Source organism: Caulobacter sp. GW821-FHT12F03 (assembly GCF_058806855.1).
Window position 1 is genome coordinate 119,223 of record NZ_JBXAQC010000006.1, and the last position, 17,841, is coordinate 137,063.

Annotated in this window: 17 protein-coding genes; 4 read left to right on the forward strand and 13 right to left on the reverse strand. The window is 69.5% G+C overall.

Annotation, left to right across the window (positions count from 1 at the left end; translation table 11 throughout):
- Positions 1 to 24 precede the first annotated feature (24 nt).
- From AC1RN0_RS14580 to AC1RN0_RS14600, 5 genes are all read right to left on the reverse strand, one after another.
- The gene (locus AC1RN0_RS14580) at positions 25 to 1,635 is read right to left on the reverse strand and encodes a peptide chain release factor 3 (protein ID WP_492788179.1); all 1,611 of its coding nucleotides are present in this window, start codon (positions 1,633 to 1,635) and stop codon (positions 25 to 27) included.
- A gap of 33 nt (positions 1,636 to 1,668) precedes the next feature.
- Positions 1,669 to 3,216: a DUF1570 domain-containing protein gene (locus AC1RN0_RS14585; RefSeq protein ID WP_492788180.1), complete on the reverse strand. Its 1,548-nt coding sequence runs from the start codon at positions 3,214 to 3,216 to the stop codon at positions 1,669 to 1,671.
- Between the two features lie 7 nt (positions 3,217 to 3,223).
- Positions 3,224 to 4,741 carry a tetratricopeptide repeat protein gene (locus AC1RN0_RS14590; RefSeq protein WP_492788181.1) on the reverse strand — a complete coding sequence of 506 codons (1,518 nt, stop codon included), beginning with the start codon at positions 4,739 to 4,741 and terminating at the stop codon, positions 3,224 to 3,226.
- Between the two features lie 75 nt (positions 4,742 to 4,816).
- Positions 4,817 to 5,197, reverse strand: a complete 381-nt coding sequence (locus tag AC1RN0_RS14595) for a hypothetical protein (RefSeq protein WP_492788182.1) — start codon at positions 5,195 to 5,197, stop codon at positions 4,817 to 4,819.
- A 95-nt stretch (positions 5,198 to 5,292) separates the two neighbouring features.
- Positions 5,293 to 5,625 carry a DUF1491 family protein gene (locus AC1RN0_RS14600; RefSeq protein WP_492788183.1) on the reverse strand — a complete coding sequence of 111 codons (333 nt, stop codon included), beginning with the start codon at positions 5,623 to 5,625 and terminating at the stop codon, positions 5,293 to 5,295.
- Between the two features lie 82 nt (positions 5,626 to 5,707).
- Between AC1RN0_RS14600 and AC1RN0_RS14605 the strand changes: the two genes are divergently transcribed.
- Complete coding sequence (locus tag AC1RN0_RS14605; protein WP_492788184.1) at positions 5,708 to 6,622, forward strand: hypothetical protein; 915 nt, start codon at positions 5,708 to 5,710, stop codon at positions 6,620 to 6,622.
- Here AC1RN0_RS14605 and AC1RN0_RS14610 read toward each other — a convergent pair whose 3' ends face one another.
- Entirely contained in the window at positions 6,623 to 8,245 is a 1,623-nt protein-coding gene (locus tag AC1RN0_RS14610) for a sensor histidine kinase (protein ID WP_492788185.1), read from the reverse strand.
- 273 nt (positions 8,246 to 8,518) lie between these two features.
- Between AC1RN0_RS14610 and AC1RN0_RS14615 the strand changes: the two genes are divergently transcribed.
- Positions 8,519 to 9,298 carry a sensor histidine kinase gene (locus AC1RN0_RS14615; protein WP_492788186.1) on the forward strand — a complete coding sequence of 260 codons (780 nt, stop codon included), beginning with the start codon at positions 8,519 to 8,521 and terminating at the stop codon, positions 9,296 to 9,298.
- 22 nt (positions 9,299 to 9,320) lie between these two features.
- On the forward strand, positions 9,321 to 9,755 hold the full coding sequence (locus AC1RN0_RS14620; protein WP_492788187.1) for a SufE family protein: 435 nt from the start codon (positions 9,321 to 9,323) through the stop codon (positions 9,753 to 9,755).
- Here AC1RN0_RS14620 and AC1RN0_RS14625 read toward each other — a convergent pair.
- From AC1RN0_RS14625 to AC1RN0_RS14655, 7 genes are all read right to left on the reverse strand, one after another.
- Positions 9,740 to 10,453, reverse strand: a complete 714-nt coding sequence (locus AC1RN0_RS14625; protein ID WP_492788188.1) for a DUF6456 domain-containing protein — start codon at positions 10,451 to 10,453, stop codon at positions 9,740 to 9,742. The genes AC1RN0_RS14620 and AC1RN0_RS14625 overlap by 16 nt on opposite strands.
- Positions 10,450 to 10,818 (reverse strand): helix-turn-helix domain-containing protein, encoded by a 369-nt coding sequence (locus AC1RN0_RS14630; RefSeq protein ID WP_492788189.1) that lies wholly within the window; start codon positions 10,816 to 10,818, stop codon positions 10,450 to 10,452. The genes AC1RN0_RS14625 and AC1RN0_RS14630 overlap by 4 nt, the downstream gene beginning before the upstream one ends.
- A 178-nt stretch (positions 10,819 to 10,996) precedes the next feature.
- The gene (gene mopJ, locus AC1RN0_RS14635; RefSeq protein ID WP_492788190.1) at positions 10,997 to 11,488 is read right to left on the reverse strand and encodes a motility/cell cycle regulatory protein MopJ; all 492 of its coding nucleotides are present in this window, start codon (positions 11,486 to 11,488) and stop codon (positions 10,997 to 10,999) included.
- Positions 11,489 to 11,693: 205 nt separating this feature from the next.
- On the reverse strand, positions 11,694 to 12,113 hold the full coding sequence (locus AC1RN0_RS14640; protein ID WP_492788191.1) for a Ros/MucR family transcriptional regulator: 420 nt from the start codon (positions 12,111 to 12,113) through the stop codon (positions 11,694 to 11,696).
- Between the two features lie 212 nt (positions 12,114 to 12,325).
- The gene (locus AC1RN0_RS14645) at positions 12,326 to 13,579 is read right to left on the reverse strand and encodes a DUF2336 domain-containing protein (protein ID WP_492788192.1); all 1,254 of its coding nucleotides are present in this window, start codon (positions 13,577 to 13,579) and stop codon (positions 12,326 to 12,328) included.
- 90 nt (positions 13,580 to 13,669) lie between these two features.
- The gene (locus AC1RN0_RS14650; RefSeq protein ID WP_492788193.1) at positions 13,670 to 14,554 is read right to left on the reverse strand and encodes a crotonase/enoyl-CoA hydratase family protein; all 885 of its coding nucleotides are present in this window, start codon (positions 14,552 to 14,554) and stop codon (positions 13,670 to 13,672) included.
- A gap of 70 nt (positions 14,555 to 14,624) precedes the next feature.
- Positions 14,625 to 15,968: a cytochrome P450 gene (locus tag AC1RN0_RS14655; RefSeq protein ID WP_492788194.1), complete on the reverse strand. Its 1,344-nt coding sequence runs from the start codon at positions 15,966 to 15,968 to the stop codon at positions 14,625 to 14,627.
- Between the two features lie 186 nt (positions 15,969 to 16,154).
- Here AC1RN0_RS14655 and AC1RN0_RS14660 point away from each other — a divergent pair, with 186 nt between their 5' ends.
- On the forward strand, positions 16,155 to 17,825 hold the full coding sequence (locus AC1RN0_RS14660) for a GMC family oxidoreductase (RefSeq protein WP_492788195.1): 1,671 nt from the start codon (positions 16,155 to 16,157) through the stop codon (positions 17,823 to 17,825).
- Positions 17,826 to 17,841 lie beyond the last annotated feature (16 nt).

Sequence of the window (17,841 nt, forward strand, 5' to 3'; positions counted from 1 at the left end):
GCGTACCGAAGGTGCGCGTTCCCGCTACCCGCGCTCCCGCGTTCGCAGGAACTCCAGGTCCGGGTAGCGTTCGCCCACGTAGTTGATCTCCCAGGCCGACTTGCCGAGGAAGATCGGGGAATTGTCGATGTCCTCGGCCATGGCCGTGCGGTGGGTCGAGGCGAAGGTCTCGATGGCGGCGGCCGTGCCGTGCAGCCAGCGGGCCTCGGCGTAGGGCGACGGTTCGAAGACCACGTCCAGCTGGTATTCGTTCGACAGACGGTCGGCCATGACCTCGAACTGCAGCTGGCCGACGGCGCCGACGATGAAGTCGGAGCCGAGGATCGGCCGGAACAGCTGGGTCACCCCCTCCTCGGCCAGGCCTTCCAGCGCCTTCTTCAGGTGCTTGGCCTTCAGCGGATCCTTGACCCGCACCCGCTGAAGGATTTCCGGGGCGAAGTTGGGCAGGCCGGCGAAGCGCAGCGTGCCGCTCTCCGACAGGCTTTCGCCGACGCGCAGCACGCCATGGTTCGGAATGCCGATGACATCGCCGGCGTAGGCCTCCTCGGCCAGCTCGCGGTCGGAGGCGAAGAACATGATCGGCGCGTTGACGCTCATCTGCTTGCCCGGCGCCTCGCCGCGCACCCCGGTCGAATAGGTCTTCAGCTTCATGCCACGGATGAACTTGCCGCTGGTCAGCTTGAAGAAGGCGATCCGGTCGCGGTGGTTGGGATCCATGTTCGCCTGGACCTTGAACACGAAGCCGGTCACCTCGGGATCACCCGGAACCACCTGGGTGTCGACGCCGGCCTTCTGCGCGGCGCGCGGGCGGGGCGGCGGCGCATAGGCGGCCAGCGTCGCCAGCAGTTCGTCGACTCCGAAGTGGCGCAGGGCCGAGCCGAAGATCACCGGCGTCATGTGGCCTTCGAGGAAGGCCTGGTGGTCAAACGGCTTGGACGCCTCCTGGACCAGCATGGCGCCCTCTTCCAGCTCGTCGCGCTCGTCGGGCGTCAGCAGGGCGTCGATGGCGTTCGACTTGAACGGCACGGGCGCGGGATGGCCCTCGTCGCGGTTCTTGCTGAACGGGATCAGGGTCTGGGTCCGCAGGTCCATCATGCCCTTGAACCGCCCGCCCGAGCCGGCGGGCCAGTAGAGCGGCGCCGGGTCCAGCGCCAGCTTGCTGGCGATCTCGTCCAGCAGGGCGAACGGGTCCTGGGCCTCGCGGTCCATCTTGTTGATGAAAGTGACGATCGGAATGTCGCGCAGGCGGCAAACCTCGAACAGCTTCAGCGTCTGCGGCTCGATGCCCTTGGCGGCGTCGAGCACCATGACGGCGGCGTCGGCGGCGGTCAGGGTGCGGTAGGTGTCTTCCGAGAAGTCCTCGTGGCCCGGGGTGTCGAGCAGGTTGAACATCAGGCCGTCGTGGTCGAACGTCATCACCGAGGCGCTGACGGAGATGCCGCGCTCGCGCTCGATCTTCATCCAGTCGGACCGGGTGCGGCGGTTCTCGCCGCGCGCGCGCACGGCGCCGGCCGCCCGGATGGCCCCGCCGGCCAGCAGCAGGTTCTCGGTCAGGGTCGTCTTGCCGGCGTCAGGGTGACTGATGATGGCGAAGGTGCGCCGGCGCGCGGCTTCAAGGGCGGTGGCGTTGGACATGGCGGCGGGAGGTAGCGGTCCCGGCCGCGCTTGTCACCTGTCCGTGGCGTCGTCGCCTTCGCCTGGCCCCGCCGCGTCGACCGTCTGTCCGGCCCTGGCCTGGGTGATCAGGGCGGCCGCCGCCCGGGCCAGGCCGCCGCCATGCGGGTTGTTGGCCAGCGGCGTGAGCAGGACGATGGCCTCGGCGAAACGCTTGCGTTTCATCAGGCCTCGCGCCGCGCCGAGTGTCACCGGTGCAACCTGCGGCGCGAGGGCATGGGCCTTCAGCAGGACAGCCAGGGTGTTGTCGGTGGGATAGTCGGCGTCGACCGACCGCGCCTGGGCATAGTCATAGAGGGTCTGGTAGCGGTTGCCGTCCAGCGCGAAGGCCTTGCCCAGCCAGGGCCGCGCCTGGGCATAGAACTCGGCCCGGCGCGCGGGCTCGGCCTGCCCCGCGAACAGCCGGCTGAGCGCCATGAGCCAGGCGGCGTCGACGTCGGTCGCATCCGCCGCGAACCGGCGCTGGAGAATGGCCTCCCCGGCCGCGCGATCACCGAAGGTGATCTCGGCCCGGGCCAGGGTCAGCTCCGCCAGACGATCACCGGGGAACCGGGCGGCCTTCGCGCGGATCTCTTCCAGGAAGGTGGGCTGATCGGCCGCCGGAACGCCGCTCTTCAGACGCTGGCCCTCCAGCAGCAGGGCGTCCGCCGACGGGGGCAGTTCGGTCAGCACCATCTCCGGCGTCGTCCGTCCGTCCCTCGGATAGCGGATGCCGGGCGTCGATTGCAGATAGGCCTTGAGCGTCTTCTCGGCGCTGGCGAAGTCCATGCCGAGCGCGGTCTGCAGGGCGGCGGCGGGATCGGCGCCCCGCGCGACGGCCACCGTATAATCGGCCAGCCTCGCCCGCCGCGCGGGATCGCTCAGCATGTAGTGCGTCAGCAGCCAGGACTCCGCGTAGAACATCGCCCCGACGCTGTTGGGGCCCCGGCCGGTCCCGGTCGGCGGCGAGAGGATGGCGATCTGGTTCAGGGGCAGCCACGGGATGTCGGTGAGATTGCGGGCCCGCCCCGTCGGGGCGACGCCGACCTCGATGGCCCCCGCCTCGATGCGCGTCGCGCCGAAATACTCGGCGTAGCCCTCGACCAGCCAGGCCGGATAGGCCGCCTGGAAGTTTTGCAGCATGAAGTGGTGGACGTATTCATGGAACAGGAATCGCCGCCCGCTCTCGGCCCCGCGCTCGCCCCGGATGGCCACCGCGTAGATGTCGCCGAGGTTGGCCCGATACACGCCGGCGATCGACTCCGACGCCGTCGGCATGACCCGGGACAGGTCCTTCGGCCCCGCCACAAGATAGATGTCGAGCTTGCGCGCCGGCTGGCCCGCCGGGTCCAGGCCGTGGGCGGACCGCAGCAGGGCGTCGAAGTCCTCGAGGTCCGCCGCGTACCGCCGAAGACCCGCTTCGGGCCCGTCACTGTACAGCACGAAGTGGGGCGTTTCCGCCCGCATCCACTTGGCCTGGGCGGCCGGAGCCGCGAGACCGCCCGCCAGAACGACGCCCAGCGCCAGCGCGGCCAGGACCCTCGGAACCACACGCCTGAACATCAGACCCTCACTCACCGGCGGCCAGCGCCGCCTGTACCCGTTTCATCAACTCGCGAGCCTTGTCCACCGAGTCGCCGCCGTGCGGGCTGTTGACCAGCGGTTTGAGCAGGGCTTCGGCTTCCCGCCAGTGCTTCCGCGCCATCAGCACCTGCACCAGCTCGAACCGCAGGCTGTCGACCTGCGGCGCGCGCTTGTAGGCGTTGACCAGCAGGGTCTGGGTCTCGAGCGTGGGAAAGCCGGGCTCGCCACGTCGCGACTGGGCATAGGCGTAGAGGATGCGATAGTCGGTCGGCGCCAGCTGCGCGGCGCGCTGCAACAGGGCGCGGGCGTCGGCCCGGAGGCCATCGGACTTCGTCTCGTCCTCCTCTTCGCGCGCCTGATCGAGCAGGTGGTCGCCGAGGACGAACATCGCGTCGGCATCCTCTGGATGGGCCTTGATCCAGTCTTCCAGCAGCGCCCGCCCCCGGGCGGGGTCGCCCAGCTCAAGCTCGGTCTGGCCGAGGGCCAGGGTCGCCAGCTGGTCCACCGGGAACCGCGCTGCCCGGGCGCGGATCAGGTCCGGATAGCCGGGGTTGGCGTCCTTGTAGTAGTGGCCGACCAGTTCCAGCCGGTCGAGCAACAGGGCGTCGGCCGACGCCGGCATTTCGGTGATGGTGATCTGCGGCGCGGTGAAGTCGGTGCGTTTGTACTGGATGTAGCGCAGGCCGGTGTTCATGTATTTGCGCAAGGCCACGTCCAGGGCGTCGGTCGACTGGCCCGTCGCCGCGACCATGGCCTCCACCGGATCGGCGCCGCGGGCCACCGCGGAGGCGTAGGCCTGGAACTGCTTGAAGCGCTCGGGATCGCTCATCAGGTAGTGGGTCAGCAGCCAGGATTCGGCGTAGAAATCGCTCCAGCTCTTGCCCCTGGGGCCACGCTTGTTGGCCAGAACGTCGGCGATCTTCAGCCAGGCGCCGTTGCGCAGTTCGTCCGACCGCCAGGTGTTGACCCGTCCGACCTCGACGAAGTCCCCCTTGATCCGGGTCATGCTGTAGTATTCGGCGTATCCCTCGACCATCCAGGCCGGATAGGCGCTGGGGAAATTCTGCAGCATGAAATGGTGGGTGTACTCGTGACGGATGGTCACCGAGTCATCATCCGCCGAGCCGGCCTCCAGCACCGCCACGGCGAAAGTGTCGCCGCCGCCGGGGCTGTAGTAGCCGGCCACCGCGTCGCCGGCGCCGTTCCAGGTCCGTTGCAGGTCGTCGCGATCGCGGACCAGATAGATCGGCAGCTTGCGCGGCGGTACGCCGGCCTCGGGCAGGCCGTGGCGAAACCGCAGCACGCTGTCGAACGTCTCCATCTGGATGACGTAGTCGCGCAGGGCCGCCTCGCCGCGGTCGCTGTAGACGATAAAGCGCGGGCTTTCGGCTCGCAGCCACTTGGCCTGGGCCGCGGCCGGCGACAGCAGCAACCCCAGGGCGGCGAGCAGCGCCCCGCCCCAACGGTTCAATCCCCACATCGCCTGTCCCCCGAACGCGCCCATGGCCGGGCTTCAGGTTAAGCAGGAGGGCTGAGGGGCGTAAAGGTTGAGTCGTCCCGCGCGCGAATAATCGTCGCTTCAGGCGGCGAGGCGGCGCCAGACCTGCCGGTCGGCCTCGACCGTGGTGAGCCCGCCGTTCTTCTGGCGCTCGTAGAGCAGACCCATGACCTCGAAGCCGATCTGGCAGTAGCGCGACTGAACCTGGTCGAGCGGACAGCCGACCGCGGTGGCGACGAACAGGGCCGCGTTGACCTCGGGAGTCTTGGCGACGATCAGGGCGGCGAGGCGTTCCGCGCGCTCCAGATCATGATGCGGCAGCAGGGGATCCTCGGAAAACAGCTCGGCGCCGAGACGATCGACGAACTTGTGCGTCAGCCGCGCGAACCGGCGCGCGGCCACCGGCGGGGCGAGGCTCAGCGCATCGAGATTCAGAACGACGTCGTTCATCAGGAAAAGCATGACGGGGGCACAGCCGGGGCACAGGAAAAAGCAGACGCTCCCCTATGGCCCGGGCGGACTTTCGGTCCGGTGTAGAAAGGCGGTTAACGGCGCCGTTAACCCTGCTCGACGGGCTCGACGAGGAAATGCCGGCCCTGGGCGTCGTCGATCTCGACGATCCAGACGTCGGGGTCGATGCGCAGCGCGCGCTGGGCGTAGGCGTCGAGTTCCGCCTCGTCCTGCGAGGCCAGCGGCTGCATCCAGACGCGCTCGCCGTCGCCGCGGGTGGCCTCGCTGTAGAGGCGGGTGATCCCGGCCCGGCGGTCGACCACCTTGACCAGCACCGCCCCGGCGCGCGGGTCGCCCTTGCGGATCACCATCGGGAAAGCCCCGCCCTGCTCGGCGCGCCGGATGAGAGCGCCAACCCAGATGTCCGTGGAAAGAAGCAAGACCCAACCCGCTAACCGAACCGCAACCCGCACCCCCTAGGGTGCGCCGGCCTTGTAGAAGCATACGGGAAAAGACGAGAGCATGACGAGCCCGCGCTCAACGACCGGCCGTCGGTGGCGCCGCGGATTGCTCGCCGTGGCGATCTGCGCCGCGCCGGCCGTCGCCTTCGCGCGCGGCGCGCTCGATCTCTATTATGAGCGATCGGTGATGGTGGCCGCGGACGAGCGTTGCCACCTGTTCGATTCCGGGGTGGCCGTCGCGCTCGACGCGGCGCGGGTCCAGGCGCGCGGGGCGGCCCTGCGCGGCGGCTCCAGCGAGGACGCCCTGACCGGCGCCGCCGACCGCGCGCGGGCCAAGGCCTGGGCCGTCGATTGCCGCTCGCCGGACGTGGTCATGGCCGCCGACCGGGTGAAGACCGCGTTCAAGGGCTATTCCCGCATCGCGCGGCTGACCTATCCGGGCGATCTGGCCAACTGGGACGCCAACCGCAACGTCTCCGTCGACGGGCCCGTCTGGCGCCTGTCGCAGCCCAGCCGGTTCGGATGGGACAGCATGGTCTTCGGCATGGGCGGCAAGACCGGACAGGGCGTGCTGCTGGCCTCCGCCAGTTTCGCCGACAAGGCGTCGCCCTACGCCGTGCGGCTGGTGATGCGCGACGTGACGCGCACCTCGGGCCCGTATCTCGATCGCCGTCAGGCCGGGCCGGACGGCCGCATCCCGCTGGCCGGGCGGCTGCCGCCGTCGGCCACCCGCGCCTTCTCGGCCGAGGCGCGCAGCGCGGCCTCGACACGCCTGGCTCCCGGCGGCGCAAAGTCCGCCCTGCTGGTGCGCTTCCCGGCCGAGGCCGTGCGGGCGCTGACGGCGCTGGATACGCGGGAGGCGGTGATGGTGGAGTTCGTCTTCGCCGGCCGCGACCGCGACACCGTGCGCCGCGCCTATGTCGAGGTCGGCGATTTCGCCGCAGGGCTCGCCTTCCTGAAGGTGGACGCCCGCTAGCTAGCGCTGCGGATTGAAGGCGATGACGTTGTCGCCCAGCGGCGGCGGCGCGCCGCGTTCCGGCCGCTCCAGCACCGGCAGCCGGACCGTCACTGACGTCCCCTCGCCCACCGTGCTCTCGATGACCATGTCGCCGCCGTGCAGTTCGGCGAACGACCGCACCAGCGACAGGCCGAGGCCCGTGCCCATCTGGCGCTGGATGGCGTCGCCGGCCTGTTCATAGGGCCGGCCCAGCCGGTCGAGGTCCTGGCGCGAGATACCCACGCCGGTGTCGGCCACGACCAGTTCGAAGTCGCCGTCATAGCCCTGGGCCGTGACGGTCACCGAGCCGCCCTTGGGCGTGAACTTCAGCGCGTTGGACACGAGGTTCAGCACGATCTGCTTGATCGCCCGGCGGTCGGCGTGGACGTCCAGCGACGCCTGGGGCAGCACGCCCCGCAGGCTGACGCCGGCGCCGTCGGCCTGCACCCGCAGCAGGCGCAGCGCGGCTGACACGGCCTCGCGCGCGTCGAAGAACTCGCGGGACAGCTGGAACCGCTCGGCCTCGATCTTGGACATGTCCAGCACGTCGTTGATCAGGTCCAGCAGGTGGCCGCCCGACTCGTGGATCAGGTCGCCGTACTCGCTGTACTTGTCCGGCAGCGGGCCGAACATGCGGGCGCGCATGATGTCCGAGAAGCCCATGATGGCGTTCAGCGGCGTGCGCAGCTCGTGGGACATGTTGGCCAGGAAGCGGGTCTTGCCGGCGGCGAGGCTCTCGGCGTCCTGGCGGGCCTGTTCCAGCGCGGCCTGCCGGTCGCGCTCGGCGGTGGCGTCGCGCATCACCGCAAGGATCAGGTTTTCCTCGACCCGGCGCAGGGTCACGGCGATCCAGCGGTCCATGGCGCCGACCGGCGTAAAGCCGACCTCGGCCGCGCCGTCCGCCGACGCCTTGCGCAGGCCGTCGAGCACGGCGTTGCGATCAGCTCCCGGCAGGGCGACCGCGCCCAGGCCGATCGCCTGCAGCGACTCGCGCGACACGCCCTGCGGCGTATGGCCGAACATCACCCGCACCCGCCCGTGCGGATACAGGGACATGACCAGGTGCGGCTGTTCCTCGAGGATGGCGCGCAGGCGCTCGACCTCGTCGTCGAGGCGGACCTCCCGGCGGTTCACCTGACGTTCGATCATGATCAGGCCGGCGCCGAGGCCCAGGCCCGTGGTGGTCAGGGCCAGCAACCCCATCCAGAAGGCGACCATGCCGGTCGGCGGGGCGGGCGCGAAGCCGGCCAGGGCCGCGATGGCCGAAACCGCGCCGGCGACCAGGGCCAGGGCCGCGCTCTGCGCCAGCCGCCGTCCGCCGCCCTGGGCCGCGGAGGCCGCGACCGGGGCCAGGCACCAGGCCGCGAGCGGGCCGGCGACGCCGCCGGCGAGAATACAGGCCAGGCCGCCGGCGGCGGCCCACAGCGCCAGCATCCAGCCCTGGGCGCGCCGCGACTGGCGACGACGGGTGAGCAGGGCCACCGCCGCGGGCAGGCCGCCGACGAACAGCGCCGGGGCGACAGGCCAGAGAGTTCCGGGGTAGGCGATGGCCAGGGCGACGAGGGTGAGGGCGACCGCCGACAGCCAGGCGACGGACCACACGCGCCCATCGCGCGCCAGATCCGCGTGCGGCGCCGGAGCGATGCCCCCTTTCGGGGCCTCGTCGGACTCGCTTTCGCCCACTGTCTTTCGTCCCCTCGCTCCATTCAGGAGCCTGACCCGGACAGTAGCGGGCCCGGGCCCCCGGCTCCATACCGCTCTCCCCGTGGGCGACGCGTTATTCGGGAATGCTCGCCCCGTGACCTGTGGACAGAAACTGATTCGTAAGTGTGTTAGCCCATTTTGGGGATTTCGTTGTTGAGGCCAACCCCGGCCATGTCCAGGCCCGACCGGCCCCGTGAAGCGTCCCAGACCGCCGATCCGGAGGATCGCGCGAAGGCGCTGGCCCGCGAGTCGGCGGCGCTCGACGCCGCCAAGCGCGCTTTCCTGCGCACCGTCAGCCACGAATTGCGCACGCCGCTGAACGCCATCATCGGCTTTTCCGAGATTCTGACGGCCGAGCTCTATGGCCCGCTCGGCGCGCCGCAGTACCGCGAGTACGCCGAGCATGTGCGCCAGAGCGGCTACAAGCTGCTGCGGCTGGTCAACCAGGTGCTCGAGGTCGCGCGGCTGTCGGGCAAGGCGATCGACCTGGCGCTGGCGCCCCAGCCCCTCGATCACGTTCTGGACGACGTGCGCGACCGCCTGCGGGAAGACCTGCGGGCGACCGGGGTGCGGATCGTCGTCCACGACGTGGACCGGCTGCCCGCGGTGCTGGCCGACGCCAAGGGCCTGCGCACCCTGTTGTTCAACCTGATGCAGAACGCGCTGCTGCACGGCGGCGCGGGCGGTCTCGTCGAGGTCTTCGTCCGTCGCCACGACAACCGCGTCGAGATCGAGGTGCGCGACCATGGCGCGGGCGTCGACCCGGCCGATCTGCCCCGCCTGCTGGCGCCGTTCGAACTTGGCCAGGACGTCCAGATCAAGACCAGTCGCGGGGCCGGCCTGGGCCTGCCCATCGCGCGCCTGCTGGCGGAGTCGATGAACGGCCATCTGACGCTGTCTTCGGCGCCGGGCCAGGGCCTGTCCGCCGTGGCGACCTTGCCCGCCGCCTGACGGAGCCTTAAGTGCCCGGCGCATGACCTCACCGATTGACGCCGCCCTGGACGACCTGGCCGCAGAGTTCGAACTGCTCGGCGACTGGGAAGAACGCTATCGCTATGTGATCGACCTCGGACGCGAACTGGCCCCGCTGAGCGACGCCGAGCGGTCGGACGCCAACAAGGTGCGCGGGTGCTCCAGCCAGGTGTGGCTGGTCACCGAGCCGCTGGACGACGGCAGGGTCCGGTTCCGCGGCGACTCCGACGCCCATATCGTCCGCGGCCTGATCGCCGTGCTGATGCGGCTGTACGCCGACCGGACGCCGGCCGAGATCCTGGCGTTCGACGCCGGCGCGGCCTTCGCCAGGCTCGGACTCAGCGGCGCGCTGTCGACCCAGCGGGCCAACGGCCTGGCCTCGATGGTCAGCCGCATCCGCCGCGACGCCGAGGCGCTGGCTCAGCCCAGGCCGTAGTGGGCGGCGAGCCGGCCGAGCGCCAGCTTGAGCACCGCCTTGCCCGACCGACGCGGCAGGCCGAGCGACCGTTCCGCCGCCTCCAGCGCCGTCCCGGCGAAGCAGACATGTTCGAGGATTTCGCGCAGGCCGGGACCGACCGCGGCCAGGGCGGCGGCGATGCGCCCCTTGGCCTGTCTCGCCCGTTCCGCGGGGTCCAGCCCGGGTCCCCGGCCGGCGCGGGTCCTGGGTCCCGCGTCCCAGGCCATGGTCAGGCGGCCGACCGTGCCAGCGACCACGAGGTCGTCGCGCAGCTTCTCGGCGGCCGCGATCTCGACCAGCGTCAGCCAGGCTTCACCGCGCGCGTCGCGCCGACGGGCCAGCCAGGCGATCGGCGACTCCCCGAGATTGACCGTCGCCATGGTCCGGCGTCCGTCCGGGTCCGTGACCAGCCGCCGCCCTTCGAGGATGCTCGGCCGGCCCGCCCGCGACGGCGCGTTGTCGGGCGCGCGCGCCAGCCGCCAGCCGCCCTCCGGCCGGACCTTCAGCCCCGGCGTGTCGGTCAGGGCGATGAACTGCGGCTCGTCGAACGCCAGGGCCGCGCGCCGTCGCCGGTCGGACGAGAGGCGTACGACATAGGCGCCCTCCCCGATCTGGTCGATCCACGCGTCGGGCCGAGCGAGGGCCCGCGTCACGCGGGTGACGTCCGGGACCGTCACGGCGCCCGCTCCCAGGCCGCCGGCGCCTGCCGCACACAGTCCTCCAGCGCGGCGATGCGGGCGTCCATCTCCGGGTCGTCGCGCAGGTCCTCCACGATGCGCACGGCAGAGCCGGCCGTGGTCCGGTCGCGGCCGAAGGCGAAGGCGGCGCGGGACAACGGCCAGGACAGGGTCACATGCGCCAGATAGAGGGCCAGCTGGCGCGCGCGCGTCACGGCCTGGTTGCTGCGCGTGCGGGCCGCGATCTCGCGGGCCGGCAGGTCGACGGCCAGGGCGACGAGGCTGGTGATGAAGGCGGCGTGCAGCCGGTCCCGGCGGAACTCGGGCGGCAGGCCGTAGAGATCGGTCTGGTCGTGGGTGATCATGGCGTCCTCATCGGCGCGGCGCCGGGGCCGCGCGTCGACACAGTGTGATCGGCGTCGACGAAATGAGGATAATATTCCTACATTCGTGCAGGCAATAGGAAAATTATCAAATCCCTGCGGGCGCTTGGCGGATATCGGCGGGATTTGTTCGGCGGTCCAGGCGGGCCGGACGGCGCGATCAGGCGGCGCGGATGCCGCTGCCGGTGTCGCCATGGACGCCCACGACGGCGTCGTATCCGAGGATCATGTCGACGTCCCGGCCATTGGACGCGAGCGGCAGGCGCAGCCAGAGCAGGGACATGTGGCCCGCGCCGCGCCAGGCCAGGCTGTGACAGCCCACGCCCGGCCGCCGCTCCTCGACCACCTTGTCGAGTTCCGCGCGCCAGTAATCGGCCGCCTTGGCGCCATAGACGTCGCCGAGGGCCCGGCCGGTGATCTCGCGGCCATAGACGCTGTAGAGGCCGGTGCCGGCCAGACGCAGGCGGTAGTCCCGACGCTCGCCGGGCACGATGTCGATGAGGCTGACGGTGGGCAGCAGGCGTTTGAAGTCTTCGGGACGGATGTCCGCCCGGCCGGGGAGCCGGCCGGCCTGGCGCAACGAGGCCCAGTAAGCGAACAGCTCTTCATGGGCGCGGGCGGCTGTCGCCGAAGCGCCCAGTTGCGCGGCCATCTACAGAATCCTTAACAACCCCTTGGAATCACCAGTGATTCACTATCGCTTAACCGGCGAATCGGGGGCAAGCGAAAATGACGGGGCGAGGCGAACTTTCGCGGCGCGAGTCAAGCATCGAGCGAAAAAGATGAGTCTTCACAATGGAAAGGGGGCGGCGAGCCGAGCCCGCCGCCCCCTCTGAACGGATGTCTGAAGCGGCGTCCTAGCGCTTCTTCTTGGCCGCCTGGCGGCCGCCCTGGCCCAGACCCATCTGCTTGGCCAGGTCCGACCGCGCCTTGGCGTAGTTCGGGGCGACCATGGGATAGTCCTTCGGCAGGCCCCACTTGGCGCGATATTCTTCGGGGCTCATGTTGTACTTGGTGCGCAGGTGGCGCTTCAGCGACTTGAACTTGCGGCCGTCCTCGAGGCAGACGAGGTGGTCGGGCGTGATCGAGCGGCGAACCGGAACGGCCGGTTCCTTGGGCGCGATTTCAACCGTCACCGAGCCGCTGGCGACTTCGGTAAGCGCCTTGTGGACGTTCTGGATGAGATTCGGAATATCGTTGGCTGCCACGGAATTGTTGCCGACATAGGCGGACACGATGTCCGTCGTCATCTCGATGATCGCGGATTTGTCTTCCATCTGACCTTGTTCCATCACGGTAGAGATTGAGCACGACCGGAATCGGCACGCACGGATTCAATTGGCCGCTGCATATAGCGCCGCAAACCACGGCACAAGCTTTTCAATCATAGAAACGGACGCAAATACTCCCGGGCCCGGTAATTGATGCAGGCGATGCTTCAATTACGCGCCGCGACTTCACTCACGCGTTTCTGGTTTCGCGAAGGAATTCAGCGTCGGCGCAGGTCGCCGGACAGGGCCAGCATGGCCGCGCGCTGGGGCTGGGAGAACTCGTCCAGCGCCTCTTCGTCGCCGTCCCGGATGGCCTTGATCAGGGCCGGCGTCAGGGCCGAAGACAGCGACCAGTTCCAGTAGCGCAGCACCGTTTGCGCCCGGTCGACCGCGATGGTGTCGAACAGGGTCAGGATCCGCTCCAGCCCCGGATTGACGTTGCCGGCGGCGTCGGCCTCCGGACGCCGCAGCGCCCGCCAGAGCAGACGCACGTTATTCTTGGGCAGGCCGGTCGCCTTGCACAGAATGGCCAGCGGCTCGCCGCCCGGATCGGTGAAGATCTTGGCCCCGGTCATCGGCTTGAGACCTGACAGGTAGGAGATCTCCTCGGCCACCTCGCGGGTGAAACTCTCCGACGCCACCTGGACCGCCTCGTCGAGGCTTTCGAACGGACTCTTGGCGATGGCCGCGCGGTTGCGCTGGCGGCGCTCGATGAACTGCAGAGCCTTGCGGGTCAGGGGATCCTGCCAGTTCTCGTCGGCGGCCATGGCGAACACGTCGCTGACCGCCTCCTGCAGAACCTCGCGCGACACGGCGAAGCGCTGGAGGATCACCCGGCGCGCCTCGGCGTCGGACCACCAGAACATCACATAGGCATGACTGGGGCGCAGTTCGCTGCGCCGCAGGAGCAGCGGGATGTGGCGCGGATGGTCGCGGGTGCCGGCGACGATCGTCTCGATCGCCTCATGGCTGAGCTTGGCCAGGTCGTTGCGCAGCAAGGCTTCGATGACCGGCGGCTCGTCATGCTGGACCAGTTCGTCGCCGACCACCTCGTTGAGCCCACGGCGCGAGGCGATCAGCCGGCGGTGTTCGGTCGTGGCCGTCCGCACGCAGTCGATCAGGTCGCCGTCGCCGACCGTGGCGCTGTTCTCCAGCAGGGCGCGGGCGACTTCGAGGTCGTCGCGCATCAGCAGGCGGGCGAGACCGGTGGGAATTTCCGAGACGTTGGCGATACGCCGGGCGATGCGCACCCGCTCCTCGATCGCCGCCTCGCGGAGCAGCTCGATCAGCAGGTCGGCGGTCATCGACCGCTCGAAGGCGTTCACCCGGCTGCCCGGCAGACAGACCACGTCGGCCAGGCGCTTGAGCAGGGTCGTCCGCGAGCGCGCCGTCGGCCGGGCGGGCGGCTCATCGCCGCGCGCCGGACCGAGGTCAGTCTGATCGAAGGCGGATCGGGCGGCGGGTTCGCTCATCGGACTCGGGGGGCGGAAGAGGCGCGGCGCGGGAACGCGCCGCTGCCCCCCGATGACAACAGACCCTTGTTAACCGGTCGTGACCGACGGCTACTTGAACTCGCGCTTTTCCCAGTACGGCCAGATATCCGGCAGGTCGGCCGAAACCTTGTCCGGATAGGCCGGAGCGCGCTTCTCGAGGAAGGACATGACGCCTTCCTTGGCGTCGCCCTGGGCGCCGCGGGCCATGATCGCGCGGCTGTCGGACATGTGGGCGTCCATCGGATGGGTCGCGCCGGCGTTGCGGTAGAGCAGCTGGCGGGTCAGGGCGATCGAGACCGGCGCGGTGTTGTCGGCGATCTCGCGGGCCAGGGCGTAGGCCGCCGGCAGCAGGTCCTCCGGCGCATGCAGCGAACGGACAAGCTTGCCGTCGAGCGCCTCCTGGGCGCCGAAGACGCGGCCGGTGTAGCACCACTCCAGCGCCTGCTGCAGGCCGACGATGCGCGGCAGGAACCACGACGAGGCGGCTTCCGGCGTGATGCCGCGGCGGGCGAACACGAAGCCGAACTTCGACTCGGTCGAGGCCAGGCGGATGTCCATGGCCAGCTGCATCGTCACGCCGATGCCGACGGCCGCGCCGTTGACCGCGGCGATGACCGGCTTGAGGCTTTCGTAGATGCGCATGGTCAACAGGCCGCCGCCGTCGCGGTAGACGCCGTTGACCTTGTTGGCCTCGCGCGGATCGCTTTCCTGCTTGGCATAGTCGAAGGTCTTCTCGCCGCCGCCGAGGTCCGCCCCGGCGCAGAAGGCCCGACCCGAGCCGGTGACCACCACCGCCTTCACCGCGTCATCGGCGTCGGTCATGTCGAACGCCTTGATCATCTCGGCCATCATCTGGGCCGTGAAGGCGTTCATCCGGTCGGGCCGGTTCAGGGTGATCGTCGCGACCCCGTCCTTGACGTCATAGAGGATGGTTTCGAAGGTCGGATTGGCCATGACAGGCTCCTGCTCTGGATCATTGCGGCGGATGAAGACCGCCGGACGCGGGGGAAGGCAAGAGGGCTGATCAGGCCGCCTTGCGACCCGGCGTGAAGCTGACGCCCAGCTTGCGGATGGCGTGGACGAAGTTGTTGGGGGCGATGTCGATCTCGCCGTTCCAGCGCATGTCGGGGAAGCGGGCCAGGATCTGGCGGTAGGCCTCCTCCAGCTGGATCTGCGCCACGCGCTTGCCGATGCAGGTGTGCGGGCCGTAGCCGAAGGCGATGTGCTTGTCGGCGTTGGCGCGGGTCACGTCGAGGCGGTCCGGATCAGCGAACACCGCCGGGTCGCGGTTGGCGGCGCCGTAGTACATGACGACCTTCTCGCCCTCGGCGATGGTCTGGCCGTTGATCTCGGCGTCGCGGGTCGCCGTGCGGCGCATGTAGATCACCGGGCTGACCATGCGGATGAACTCGTTGACCGCGCCCGGCAGCAGGTCCGGATTGGCGATCAGCTTCGCCTGCTGGTCGGGGAACTCGGTCAGCAGCTTCATCGAGCCCGACAGGGTGTTGCGGGTGGTGTCGTTGCCGGCGAACACGATCAGCAGCCAGGAGCCGTCGAGGTACTCGTCGCTCAGCTGCTCGCCCTCGACCTGGGCCCGGGCGATGGCCGTCAGCAGGTCCGCCTGCGGGTCGAGGCGACGCTTGTGCAGCATGTGCCGGCCGTACTCGAACATCTCTTCGACGTTGTTGTTGAAGTCGGCGATGAACTGCATCAGCTCCAGCGTCGGGGCGACGCCGGCGGTGGCCTGCTGGGTGGCCAGGTTCTGGGCCATCTCCAGATAGTGCATCCACTTGAGGAAGCGGGGCCGGTCTTCCGGCGGCACGCCGAGGATCTCGCACAGGGTGAACAGCGGCAGGACTGCGGAGAAGTTCTCCACCAGGTCGCACTCGCCCTTGTCGGCCATGGCGTCGAGCAGACGGGTCACCTCGCCCCGCACCTTCTCCGTCACGCCACGCAGATAGGACGGAGTGAAGTAGGGCATGTGCTCGCGACGGAGCTGCAGATGGTTCGGCGCGTCCATGTTGATCATGGCGTCCATCGAGGCGCGGTAGAGCAGCGCGTGACGCTGTTCGGGACGGCCCTGGGCCATCAGGATGCCGCCGCGCTGGCTGGAGAAGGTCTCCGGATCGCCATTGACGGCCATGACGTCGGCGTGGCGCGTCACGGCCCAGAAGCCCGGGCCTTCGTGGCGCGACTCGGAATGCCACATGACGGGCGCCTGTTCGCGCATGCGGGCGAAATCGGCCCACGGCTGGCCGCCGGCGAAGCTGAGGATGTCGGTCAGATCGACCCCTTCCAGGGTCGGGTAGGTCGTCGGAAAATTCGGTCCGGCGCGGCCGTCGACCGCCGTCTCGCTGATCAGTTGCATGACCGCATACTCCCCAAAATATGGCTGGCGGGGGGGACCATAGGCGCGCGGCCCGCCGGGGCAATCGTGACCTTGCGTCACCTGACGCCACGGCGCCCTTCCAGAACGGCTTCCGCGTCCGTAAGGTGATCAGCGATCAGGCGCGCGCAAGACGTTCCGGTCATCACGACATCCGGGAGCGAACGCGTGGCCGACATCATCGAGGCGGACTACATCATCGTCGGGGCCGGCAGCGCCGGCTGCGTGCTGGCCAATCGCCTGAGCGCCGACGGCAAGACCAAGGTGCTGCTGCTGGAAGCCGGCGGCGACGACCGTCCGACGAAAAACCCGTCGCAGTTCATGTCCAACCTGATGATCCACGTGCCCGTCGGCTATTCGCAGACGCTCAAGGATCCGAAGGTCAACTGGCTCTACACCACCGAGGCCGATCCCGGCACGGGCGGCCGCCAGCACGTCTGGCCGCGCGGCAAGGTGCTCGGCGGCTCGTCCTCGATCAACGGCCTGCTCTACATCCGCGGCCAGGAGGCCGACTACGACAACTGGCGCCAGCTGGGCTGTGAAGGGTGGAGCTGGGACGACGTCCTGCCCTACTTCCTGCGCTCGCAGCACCAGGAGCGCGACGCCGGCGCCCTGCACGGCAAGGGCGGCCCGCTCAACGTTTCCGACGTGACCACCACCCATCCCGTGTCGGACGCTGTGGTCGACGCCTGCGAACAGGCCGGCATTCCGCGCCGCGCCGATCTCAACGGCGGCGACCAGGAGGGCGTCAGCTACTACCAGCTGACCGTCAAGAACGGTCAGCGCTGCTCGGCGGCGGTCGCCTATCTGCATCCGGTGATGGGCCGGGACAACCTGCGGGTCGAGACCAACGCCCTGGCCTCGAAGGTGCTGTTCGAGGGCAAGCGCGCCGTCGGCGTGGCCTTCACCCAGAACGGCGTGAAGAAGACGGCGAAAGCCAGGGCCGAAGTGATCCTGGCCGGCGGGGCGGTGAACTCGCCGCAGTTGCTGCAGCTTTCGGGCGTCGGTCCCGGCGCGCTGCTGCGCGAACACGGCATCGAGGTCGTGGCCGACCTGCCGGGCGTCGGCGAGAACCTGCAGGACCACTACGTGATGAGCGTCCGCTACCGGCTGAAGCCGGGCGTGATCTCGGTCAACGAGCTGACGCGCGGCCCGCGGTTCATCGGCGAGGCGATGAAGTTCCTGTTCCAGCGCAAGGGCCTGCTGACCCTGTCGGCGGCGCACATCGCGGTCTTCTGCAAGTCGCGGCCGGACCTGGCCCACCCCGACATCCAGTACCACATCCTGCCGGCGACGATGGACGCCGACAAACTGGCCAACGAACAGAAGATGGAGCTGGAGGGCGCGCCCGGCCTGACCATCGCCCCCTGCCAGCTGCGCCCCGAGAGCCGCGGCCACATCCGCATCAAGTCGGCCGACCCGACCGTCTACCCGAGCATCGTTCCCAACTATCTGGCCGACAGCCTCGACCAGGAAGTGGCCGTGGCCTCGCTGAAGATCGGCCGCCAGATCGCCGAGCAGAAGGCGCTGGCGCCATACATCGATCACGAAATGAACCCGGGACCCGAGTTCCAGTCCGACGAGATGCTGCTGGAGTACGCCCGCGGCGCCGGCACGACGATCTATCACCCGGTCGGCACCTGCCAGATGGGCAATGGCCCGCAGGCCGTCGTCGACGCCCAGCTCCGGGTTCACGGCGTGGAGGGCCTGCGGGTCGTCGACGCCTCGATCATGCCCCGGCTGGTCAGCGGCAACACCAACGCCCCGACCATCATGATCGCCGAAAAGGCCAGCGACATGATCCTGGGCAAGGCCACGCCGTCGGCCCTCGCCGCCTGAACCCCTACAGTCTTTC

Excerpts from the sequence above, each read along its gene's own strand:
- AC1RN0_RS14580 (WP_492788179.1), bottom strand. The coding sequence starts at position 1,635 with ATGTCCAACGCCACCGCCCTTGAAGCCGCGCGCCGGCGCACCTTCGCC.
- AC1RN0_RS14585 (WP_492788180.1), bottom strand. The coding sequence starts at position 3,216 with ATGTTCAGGCGTGTGGTTCCGAGGGTCCTGGCCGCGCTGGCGCTGGGC.
- AC1RN0_RS14590 (WP_492788181.1), bottom strand. The coding sequence starts at position 4,741 with ATGGGCGCGTTCGGGGGACAGGCGATGTGGGGATTGAACCGTTGGGGC.
- AC1RN0_RS14595 (WP_492788182.1), bottom strand. The coding sequence starts at position 5,197 with ATGCTTTTCCTGATGAACGACGTCGTTCTGAATCTCGATGCGCTGAGC.
- AC1RN0_RS14605 (WP_492788184.1), top strand. The coding sequence starts at position 5,708 with ATGACGAGCCCGCGCTCAACGACCGGCCGTCGGTGGCGCCGCGGATTG.
- AC1RN0_RS14615 (WP_492788186.1), top strand. The coding sequence starts at position 8,519 with ATGTCCAGGCCCGACCGGCCCCGTGAAGCGTCCCAGACCGCCGATCCG.
- AC1RN0_RS14620 (WP_492788187.1), top strand. The coding sequence starts at position 9,321 with ATGACCTCACCGATTGACGCCGCCCTGGACGACCTGGCCGCAGAGTTC.
- AC1RN0_RS14630 (WP_492788189.1), bottom strand. The coding sequence starts at position 10,818 with ATGATCACCCACGACCAGACCGATCTCTACGGCCTGCCGCCCGAGTTC.
- mopJ (WP_492788190.1), bottom strand. The coding sequence starts at position 11,488 with ATGGCCGCGCAACTGGGCGCTTCGGCGACAGCCGCCCGCGCCCATGAA.
- AC1RN0_RS14640 (WP_492788191.1), bottom strand. The coding sequence starts at position 12,113 with ATGGAAGACAAATCCGCGATCATCGAGATGACGACGGACATCGTGTCC.
- AC1RN0_RS14645 (WP_492788192.1), bottom strand. The coding sequence starts at position 13,579 with ATGAGCGAACCCGCCGCCCGATCCGCCTTCGATCAGACTGACCTCGGT.
- AC1RN0_RS14650 (WP_492788193.1), bottom strand. The coding sequence starts at position 14,554 with ATGGCCAATCCGACCTTCGAAACCATCCTCTATGACGTCAAGGACGGG.
- AC1RN0_RS14655 (WP_492788194.1), bottom strand. The coding sequence starts at position 15,968 with ATGCAACTGATCAGCGAGACGGCGGTCGACGGCCGCGCCGGACCGAAT.